General features: G+C 44.8%; 7 protein-coding genes and 1 tRNA gene. 4 read left to right on the top strand and 4 right to left on the bottom strand.

Going from position 1 to position 9,619, the window contains the following annotated elements:
* Nucleotides 1–464 precede the first annotated feature (464 nt).
* Entirely contained in the window at nt 465–2,507 is a 2,043-nt protein-coding gene (locus NFR90_RS11140) for an IS1634 family transposase (protein WP_251453084.1), read from the bottom strand.
* 321 nt (nt 2,508–2,828) lie between these two features.
* On the opposite strand from NFR90_RS11140, the gene NFR90_RS11145 reads away from it, so the two are divergent.
* Both NFR90_RS11145 and NFR90_RS11150 read left to right on the top strand, forming a co-directional pair.
* Entirely contained in the window at nt 2,829–3,479 is a 651-nt protein-coding gene (locus tag NFR90_RS11145; protein ID WP_251453085.1) for a hypothetical protein, read from the top strand.
* Nucleotides 3,480–3,519: 40 nt separating this feature from the next.
* On the top strand, nt 3,520–4,131 hold the full coding sequence (locus NFR90_RS11150; RefSeq protein WP_251453086.1) for a hypothetical protein: 612 nt from the start codon (nt 3,520–3,522) through the stop codon (nt 4,129–4,131).
* A 61-nt stretch (nt 4,132–4,192) separates the two neighbouring features.
* On the opposite strand, the gene NFR90_RS11155 is transcribed toward NFR90_RS11150, so the two are convergent.
* The 3 genes from NFR90_RS11155 to NFR90_RS11165 all read right to left on the bottom strand — a co-directional run bounded on the left by NFR90_RS11155 (nt 4,193) and on the right by NFR90_RS11165 (nt 6,137).
* Nucleotides 4,193–5,053: an IS4 family transposase gene (locus NFR90_RS11155; protein ID WP_277612819.1), complete on the bottom strand. Its 861-nt coding sequence runs from the start codon at nt 5,051–5,053 to the stop codon at nt 4,193–4,195.
* 12 nt (nt 5,054–5,065) lie between these two features.
* On the bottom strand, nt 5,066–5,386 hold the full coding sequence (locus NFR90_RS11160) for a DUF4372 domain-containing protein (RefSeq protein WP_160334148.1): 321 nt from the start codon (nt 5,384–5,386) through the stop codon (nt 5,066–5,068).
* Between the two features lie 674 nt (nt 5,387–6,060).
* A tRNA-Arg gene (locus tag NFR90_RS11165) sits at nt 6,061–6,137 on the bottom strand.
* Between the two features lie 207 nt (nt 6,138–6,344).
* On the opposite strand from NFR90_RS11165, the gene NFR90_RS11170 reads away from it, so the two are divergent.
* Nucleotides 6,345–7,751, top strand: a complete 1,407-nt coding sequence (locus NFR90_RS11170) for an ISAs1 family transposase (protein ID WP_251453088.1) — start codon at nt 6,345–6,347, stop codon at nt 7,749–7,751.
* A 108-nt stretch (nt 7,752–7,859) separates the two neighbouring features.
* Nucleotides 7,860–9,377: a helicase HerA-like domain-containing protein gene (locus tag NFR90_RS11175; RefSeq protein ID WP_251453090.1), complete on the top strand. Its 1,518-nt coding sequence runs from the start codon at nt 7,860–7,862 to the stop codon at nt 9,375–9,377.
* Nucleotides 9,378–9,619: the final 242 nt, after the last annotated feature.

Here is a 9,619-nt window from a genome sequence, read left to right on the forward strand (position 1 = left end):
TGCGAAAGTAGGTAGTCTCCGGGCTCTCCATTCTTAAAACCTCTTGCTGCGAACGCGGTGAGAGGTTTTATTTTGTCTGTGTGGAGGGGTAATAATTTAATCTTCCGAAATTGTTTTTCTGTTAATGACCCCGAGTCAAACAGTCGATTCTCTTCAATACGCTCTGTCGTTGGGGCCTTTTTGAGCGTGAATAACTATCCGGAGGTTTTCATCGGAGGAGAATACTCCATGACTAGCACAGAGCATCTCATATCTATTGATTCTAAGATTCAGGAACAAGATTTTCTTGGGTCCGGAGAGATACATCCGGTATTTGTCAAGAATAATCATGGAATTCACTACGTAATTTTCTATAAGAATCATTGGAACCCTGAGTTTGGCAGAATTTATTAAACAAAAAAGCTCTCAGTCCTTTGATTATCAGGGAGTTGAGAGCTTTTTAAAATTATTGTCTTGTAGGTATGCTAGAGCATATCTTTGAGCAATTCCGGTATCGAGTCCTCCGCTGTAAGTCTTACTCCTAAACAACGACCCATTTCTTTGATATTGACTAAGCGAGCCGGCGGTACGAGTCCGACCGTTTTGAAGAGTATTTCGAGCTGACTTGGCTGCTGCCTGCGCCCTGATAGCTCAGCTTTAAGTTCTTCCTGAGTCAGCCGCTCTAAGCCCTTTCTAATATTCTGTGGCCTCGAGCACTGCAGGAACATGAGTTCATTAGCACTTTTTATTGGTACGGTCGTCGCCGCGTTTAGTGCTCGGACTATTTCCGAGATGCTCAGAGGAGTTCCGGCTTCTTTCAGCTTCCACTGCAGTAGTTTCAGAATGCCCAGCGCAATTACACAAATGAGTATGTGGCCTTTAATATGATTCGAGTTTCTCACGTACATAGGCCGTAAACCTAAGTGAGACTTCATAACTCTGAAGCAGCTCTCGATCTGGTTAAGTTCGTGGTAGGCTGCGGCTAGGTGTCCATCCGGTAAAGCGCTTTGCTCCACACAGTTCGGAGCATTTTTGTAGATGAGGGCTGCATATCCTGCAAGGCGGCGTTTAGCTTCGAGGACCTCTTCATCAACTCCTTCGATTTTCGCCTCTACTTTTTCCGAAGTCTTTGCAATGCAGGCCCACCCGGAGCTCTTAGGTTTAACTTTTATGCCTTGCGCCTGTTTCTTTAGTACCAGCTCTTTCCACACTTCGAGCACTGCTAAGTCCCGTTTCTGTCTCTTTTTATCAAAGGTCAGAACCAAGGTGCAGTGAGTATCTTCTTCTTTTACCTTTCCTTTTTTAACCCAGTCTTTTATGACTTTAAAGCGTCCGATTTCCTCTCCTTGTCTGATGATTGGGACATATCCTTCGGGATCGAACATCGCTTTTGTTGTCTTCTGACCCAGATTACTTACTTTCTGCGCCATCAGAAATCCAAGATCATTTGTCTGCAGCATCTTTAAATTTGCCGCAGAATTTAGTCCTCGGTCGGCAACGACGATGCTCTCTTTAACGTTGTATTTTTGTTTCAGAGACTCAATCGAAGAACTCATCGTCTTAAATTCGGATGCGTTTCCGGCGTAGACGTAAAAGTCAATCGGTATTCCTTCTTCGTTAATGACCAAGGCGATGGAGGCTAAAGGCAGGTCGAAGCGGTGCTCTTTTGAGGGGCCTCTCATTCGCAGGTATTCGATCTTTTGCTCCTGGATTTTCTTGATGAAGTCATCAGCCTTCGGACAAGGCCGTAGTCTTCCTTCATCGTCAAAGCACGAGGAATCCAATTCACCGCTTTCATAGGCCAATTCCAGTTCTTGCTGAAGCCGGTCTTGGAAATCTATCTGTTGTCTGCCGCACTCCAAGTCACTCAGCGCAGTTTCAAAGTAGACGTTGGTAACGTCATAAAAAATCAAGGTGGCCTTTGTTTTTCCGAGCTGTTTATTGACTGAGCGGTTAAAGAATCTCATGATCGAGTCTTTGTGCTCAAACAAATAATCGTAAGAATTGTAGTAACTGTCTAAACCGATACCCTGCACAGGCGCACCTAGAAATCCGTCCTGGTCGCCGAATGAGTAAAAAACAGAGTGCGGATCAAGGATTTTTAAAAAACAGAGATAAGAGACAACAGCGTTCAAATCGAATTTTGCTTTTGTTTGTCGCTGTTGTATGTCTTTGAACTTCCGATCTAAATGCAGATGATCATCCCAGAGCTTTTTTAAAACGTAGTGCCCGTACTGCAAAAGAGGAAGCGGACCGCCCGCAGAAACACTGTTTTCAAAGTTCAGCAGAGTCTGAGCTTGTGCGAGTCGATTGAGCGACTGAAGACGACTCTTTTCTGCATAACTATCTTGGTATTTCTTCTTCAGATCTTCCAGATAGTTTGGATTCGACTGAGAAAGAACATCAAGCCGCCCGAGATTTTGGACAACTTTGTGTTTTACCTTCCCGTCTTTGTCTCGATAAGACTCCATCAGCCGGACATAAGTGTACTGTCCTTTGGCGCCACCCTTGCAAGTAGAAACAAACATAGACCACCTCCAATAATGATCTAATTATAACATACCTACTACATATCCACAAGCGAATAATGAATAAAAAGGCAAAAAAACAGACCCCATGGCCGTTGACGACCAAGAGGTCAGTTAGAATCTGCCAAACTCAGGTAACTATCCGGAGGTTTTCATCGGAGGAGAATACTCCATGACTAGCACAGAGCATCTCATATCTATTGATTCTAAGATTCAGGAACAAGATTTTCTTGGGTCCGGAGAGATACATCCGGTATTTGTCAAGAATAATCATGGAATTCACTACGTAATTTTCTATAAGAATCATTGGAACCATAATAAGTGCGAAAAGCTTTTTCAAAAACAGTCGGCAGACTTTTCGAGGACAATTCCATTGAATTCGGAAGGAAGTTTCTATCCGAATATCCGGAACTAAAGCAGTACAAAGCGAAACTCATCGGCAGAAAAGTCCTGCTCAGCAAAGACAAGGTATGCGAAGCTCAGCCTGTATTTCAGAAATCCGTACTAAGCGGACCTTCTGCTGCTGACAACGAAGACTATATCAGCTGCAGTGCGGCAGATTCTTATGTGCTGCATGAGATCGCTCAGCAAAATCATTTGGCAGCTGGTCTTGAGGCGATATTCGGCAAGGAAAGAGCCGCTCTTCTTCTTTCTCTTTCGATCTTTTTGGCTTCGAATCCTCAGTCGTCAGTCTTTGAGTTTAAATTTGGCAATTCTCAGGTTAGTGTGTCAGACCGATTGACCGCTGGGCGGCGTCTACAAGTGTTCTTTGAGCCAATCTCTGAGTCGGAGCTCACCGCCTTTCTGAGAAGTCGTCTTCATCACACAAAGCCTGAGTCAATTTATTGGTGTTTTCATACTAAGTCGGTGCTGTCCTACACAGAGCTGAATCGTCTGGCAGCTTCAGGCGGCTGCGGCGGACGCTTCGGATTGTCTCTGCTTAATTTGGTTGGCATGCATCGTTTCAGATGATTCCGGTGAACCTGTCTTCTACCGAGTTCTTGAAGATCATGTGAATGATCCTCTGGCAGCTGCGCAATTGCTTTCGACTGCTTCGGATTTGAGAACTTCTCATATTGACCTGGTTATAGACAGTGTTCTTACATCGCCTTCACAGCTTGATCGTCTATATGAACAGCATATAGGCTTTATATGCGGCTTTAACACCGATGAGAATATCTGTGAGAGCGCAGTAGACAGCTTAGCGCCTCAGCTCTCTTCCGACGGGCCTGACACGTTTCTTGCGGAATACGGAGTACAAGCAAAAACGTTAAAAACTTTCTGGCCGCATAGGGATAAGGAAACTCATAATCCAGAGAACGGTCCTCTTAATTTTCATGTTTATTTGGACCCGCTTCGTGCTGCCTGTGAAAAAGAAATACTGTTAAAAAGGCTAAGAGAGATAAAGGATAAGCTTGAGGAGAAAGTCGTCTTAAAAGACTCTGATAAAGGTTTGGTCAAGCGCTTCTTTATAAAAGATAAGCAAGGATGGCGCTATAGTCCGGAAAAATGGAAGGAAGAAGATCTTACCTTCGGCCTGCAGGTTCTAGCCTCTAACAAGGAGGTTTCAGATGGTAAAGCCCTCGACTTATATCTTCGGCCACTGCTGTCCAAAATAATTTGATTTTAAAACTTGCCATCTGGATTTATCAGGGTTTACGTCTGCCGGAGCCTAAATGGTGAAATCAACCCCCTCTCCAAGAAAATAGACAGCCCTGTGACGATTCCGGAGGACTCTCCCATTCCTGTATATCTGGCTTGTTAAGCCTATGTTCTAGCGATTTACAGGTCATAAGGTTTAACTTGAAGTATCTGGCTAATCTGCAAAACGTCCAGTTATACCTGGAACGGCGCCTCATTAGCTCCAGCAGAAGTATGGCAATGGCAGCTGTCCAAATCTGTGTCATAACTGCGTTCTCTGTTGTTCCTACGAACGATTTAATGACCAGATTCTGTTTTATGCGTTTAAAGAACATTTCAATTTGCCAACGGTCCTTATACAAGTCGGTAACTTCGGGAGCAGTTAACTCCTTGCTGTTGGTGAGGAACTCAAACCAACGATCGGTTTTTTCGCCATACCATTGGACCACTCTGAATCGCATATCTTCGCAATGCTTTCGTGCTTGAGTACCGGTAAAGCTCATCTCGTAGAGTCCCCATTTCTTATCAGGATCCTCTTGTATAAGACCTTTCCTCAAAGGTGTATGTACGGCATTATCTTTAAGGCGAGTTACAAAAGTTACGCCTTTTTCACTGAGCCTTTTAAACAGGCTGTAATCGTTGTAGCCTCGATCCATCACTACGATGGATCCCTTTGGAATATTTTCCAGAATGCTCTTTGCACCTTTAATGTCGCTTACTTTGGCCGGGGTCTCAGCAATGACCTCCGGTAAACATAGGTCGTTGTTCAAAAGCGTATGCAGCTTTATTCCGCCTTTTCTTCTGCGATGGTGCGCCCACTCAAACAAACGCAGACACAAGCTTATTGTCGTTGAATCCAGCGAATAAACGGGCTTTGTAAAACGTTCGCTAAGGCGCCCTTGGATTTCATGACGGAATTAATCCAGTAATACGTGATAGAAGTCCTCGTAAAGCTTGTAAGGACGATTCTGGTTAGCGTGGCTTAAAGTAGAGCGGCAGGCTGCTTTTGCTCCGATATGATTAAGTTTGCCTAGACTCGAAAAAAGACCGTCAGAAATTTCCCTGAGTGAGTCTGCCCCCGTCAGTTGGCAAAAAAGCATTGCAATAAATTGACTCCAGCTTGAGAAGCCTTTGGATGCCTTGTCTGACTGATGCTTGTTGACTAAATGTTGAAATTCAAGTTTGCAACCCATTGACTGGACAAGATGCGCAAACATGGATATGGTTGCTCTTTGCATGCCGAATCCTTCGATTTTTTATTGTTGGGAACTTTAAATTTATCGAAGATTCGGCATCTTTGAATCTAGACGTTCCGAAAAAATTTATTTTGGACAGTAGTGATCTTCAGCAGGAAGTTATTGAAAAAACTTTAATAACCTCAATGAAAAATGTTCCGACCAGTTCATGCTCAATGATGAAAGAGGGTTAGAAGGAAAAGTGTTTGTTTTATTCCTGAGTTTAATCCTCGTAATGAATCTGAAGAGGAGGCTGACGAGAGCCAGAAAATCAGAGAGATCGGACTCAGTATTAAAGTACTTGCCAGACGATACCTCTGAATTTATGAGGGTAGCTCTCGCATATCGAGCGATTGGAGGAGATCGCAGGTTAATGCAGGATAAATTCAGAGAAGCATTGAAATCTTTGCAAATCGACCTTCCTTAAGAACAACGGCGGGATGGGACTAAGAAATTTTGCGCAATTGCAAATTAGAAAAATTTTTGATGTTCCGGTAAATTGCAACGGCGAAGATGCTGCAGTTAATTCCGCAGACAATTAGTTCACGTCAGAGACGCTGTAGCTCAAGCGATTTGTTGAGGGGATAATCTGTTTCAGATAACAAAAAACCTCGCAACGCAATGATCTGCCTTGGGAGGTATCTGTTTTCTGCACCGAACATAATATTCGGGAGAAATGGCGCGCCAGGCAGGAGTCGAACCCACGACCACCTGGTTCGTAGCCAGGTACTCTATCCAGCTGAGCTACTGGCGCGCTGTTCGTTTAACAACGAGGTTTGGATTATACATAAAAAAATAATCTTTGCAAGTGGCTTCAATTTTTTTAAGTGCATCGCAGGGCGGGCGTTTGAAAAACCGTAAAATAATTATCTAACTCATTAAAAAGTCGGAAAAATCTGTTGACTTTTTTAAATATAAACGTATAATATATACGTTTATTAAATAAGACTGGGGGTTATCGATGAAGGCTGACGATTCGATCCTTGCGCTCATTCCCAAAGGATGCAGAGTTAATTGGAATGAAAAACAAAAACGGTTTTATGTCTTCAAATCTTCTTACTACTACAGCAAAGAAGCAAAACGTTCCAAAGAAAAAAGAGTGCAAGTAGGTACCGTCGTTGATGGAGTTTTTACCTACGCGAAAAGTTACCTGATGAGTCAAGAGCTCAAATCGTTGAAACGCGAGGCCGCGGAAACAAAAACAACTGTAGTAGAAAAGCCCCGTAAACTTGTTGATTCCGAAATAACAGACCTTCGTCAGAAGGGCAAGGTACAGTACCCTCTTGCCTATGTTTATTTGGCTGCTCTACTTTGCTCACTTTCCGGCCAGACCAATTGTGTTCAAATCGTAGACTATTGGAAAAATAACCGTCCTGCCCTCGAGTCAATCTTTGAAGACTTCCCAAAACAAGATATTTCTCATGACACGGTTCGCCGCCTTCTAATGCTTATTGATCCGGATCAGTTCCAAAGCTTCTATAGCAAACTGGGTAAGCCGCTCTTGCATAAATTTACCTCTAGGGTTGTTGCGGTTGACGGGCAGGCAGTTCGGGCCTCAAAAAACTCGACACAAAAGAACGGCAAGTACATTCTTACTTTCTACGATACGGATAATGGAATAGCTCTTGGACAAAAACTAATCGGAGAAAAACATAACGAAATAACCTACGCCGCCGACATGGTTGAAGGATTAGATTTAAGAGGCAGCATTGTCACGGCCGATGCTCTTCATACTCAAGAGAAATTTGCGGCAAAGCTGATTGAACAAGGCGCCGATTACTGCTTGGCCGTTAAACAGAACCAAAAAACTCTTTATTACGATATCCAGTTGTGCTTTGTCGATAGATTGGAAACTCGGACTTTAGAGATCGAGAAGATTGAACTGGGACACGGCCGAATAGAGACTCGTCGTATCTCGGTTTCACCGGGTAATACCCTAAAGGCAGATCATTTAAAGAAATGGATCGGCTTAGATGAAGGAACCATAATCAAGGCTACGACGGAGATTGTTGACAAAACAACCGGTCAAATTAGTTCCTTAGACAGGTATTTCATCTGTTCATTAAATTGGTTCAATACACACATTGCCGAACAATGCGCGAGGTCTGTACGGCGTCACTGGGGTATTGAAAATGATTTGCACTATGTCTTAGATGTAGATTTCTTTCAAGACAGAACTCAATGCAAGAACGCAAATTACCTACAAAATCGCACTCTTCTCCATAAATGGGCGCTAGGAGTAATTAGGCAGGCGCAGAAAGAGGAAGAAAACAACACGGGTAAAACAGCAAAGAGTGTTAAGCGATACATGGCACAATTCAATGCTCCCAGTATCGCTCTCGACGCTTTAACCAGGATTATTGGATAAAAGTTTCATGCGTACGCCCTGAGTGCGTTGAAAAATCTCTCACCGATCTAAGCATTTCAAGCGCCTGCTGAGAGGAATCAGACTATGATTTTGAAAACGGAGGAATTTATGGACAACAACATCTTATTTGGACGTACAGGTGCTGACGAAGGCTTCAAGGACGAAATTCTTCTGACAAACATGTCAAACCGTCACGGCTGCATCACCGGCGCAACAGGTACCGGTAAAACCGTTTCTCTTCAGGTGCTGGCTGAAGCATTCTCCAAGAAGGGCGTTCCGGTGTTCCTTGCCGATATCAAAGGCGATCTTTCTGGTATTGCCAGAGAGGCAGTCATTTCGGATAAGCTGCGGCAGCGGCTGGAAAAGCGCCATTTGGATGTACCCGTACCGGTCGCCTGCCCTGTAACCTTTTGGGATGTCTTCGGTGAGCAGGGCTTTCCGGTGCGAGCGACGATCAGCGATATGGGGCCCTTGCTCTTATCTCGTCTGCTGGGACTTAACGATACTCAGGAGGGCGTTTTAAACGCCGTATTTGCGATTGCTGACGACAACGGACTCCTTCTGCTGGACCTAAAAGATCTGCGCTCTATGCTTCAGTTCGTCGGGGAGAATGCGGCTCAGTTCAAAACCAAGTACGGCAATATCTCCGCCGCATCAATAGGAGCGATTCAAAGAGGCCTCCTGACTCTTGAAAAGCAGGGCGCTGATAAGTTCTTCGGCGAACCGATGCTTGATATCCACGACTTAATGCAGACAGTGGACGGTAAAGGAGTTGTGAATATTCTGGCAGCAGATAAGCTGATGCAATCTCCGAAGCTTTATGCAACATTCCTTTTGTGGATCCTAAGCGAACTTTACGAAAACCTGCCCGAGGTCGGAGATCTGGATAAACCGAAGTTGGTATTTTTCTTTGACGAAGCGCACATGCTCTTTAGTGATGCGCCTCAGGTGCTGACCGATAAGGTTGAACAGGTTGTTCGCCTGGTGCGTTCTAAGGGTGTAGGCGTCTTTTTTGTGACGCAGAGCCCTGCAGATATTCCCGAGAAGATCCTTGGTCAGTTGGGCAACCGTGTTCAGCATGCGCTGCGCGCATTTACACCTAGAGATCAAAAAGCGGTGAAAACTGTTGCGGAAACAATGAGGCCTAATCCAAATATCAACATTGCTCAGGCAATTCAGGAGTTGGGTGTGGGAGAAGCTTTGATAAGCTTTTTGGATGCTTCCGGCACACCGGGAATTACTCAGAGAGTTTGGGTAAATGCACCGGGAAGCCAGATCGGACCGATCACGCCGGAAGAACGAAAGGCTTTTATGGATACATCCATTGTGAAAGGGGTCTACGAGAACGCTGTTGATAGAGAAAGCGCGTTTGAAATATTAAGGGATCGAGGAACTCAGGCAGCTTCTACGGGCAGTACGGCGGCCTCGCCGACAAACGGAACCGGCGCTCCTGACAGCGCAGAAGGAAACGGTGTGACCGATGTCCTGCTCGGTAAGATGAAAGACATACTTCTTGGCTCAACCGGCCCCCGCGGAGGCCATAGAGAAGGAATACTTGAGAAGGTTGTTCGCCAAAGCGGTGAACGGATGCTTAGAGGTATTCTTGGTTCACTTTTGAAAAAGTAAGTCGCAAAACCGATGCACAGGCGGCCTTACATAGGCCGCTTAACTTTTATTCGTTTGAAAAGGACAGAGCCGAAGAGAGAGGCTTCGGCTTGAGCCCGGAAGGACTTCCGGGCCGCGGATTGGATTCTGTAGATACAAAAAAAGCAAGCATTAGGCTCGCAAAAAATTGGAGCGGGAGACGAGTCTCGAACTCGCGACCTCAACCTTGGCAAGGTTGCGCTCTACCAACTGAGCTACTCCCG

The organism is Parasutterella muris, assembly GCF_943193095.1.
In the GTDB taxonomy this organism is placed as follows: Bacteria; Pseudomonadota; Gammaproteobacteria; order Burkholderiales; family Burkholderiaceae_F; genus Parasutterella; species Parasutterella muris.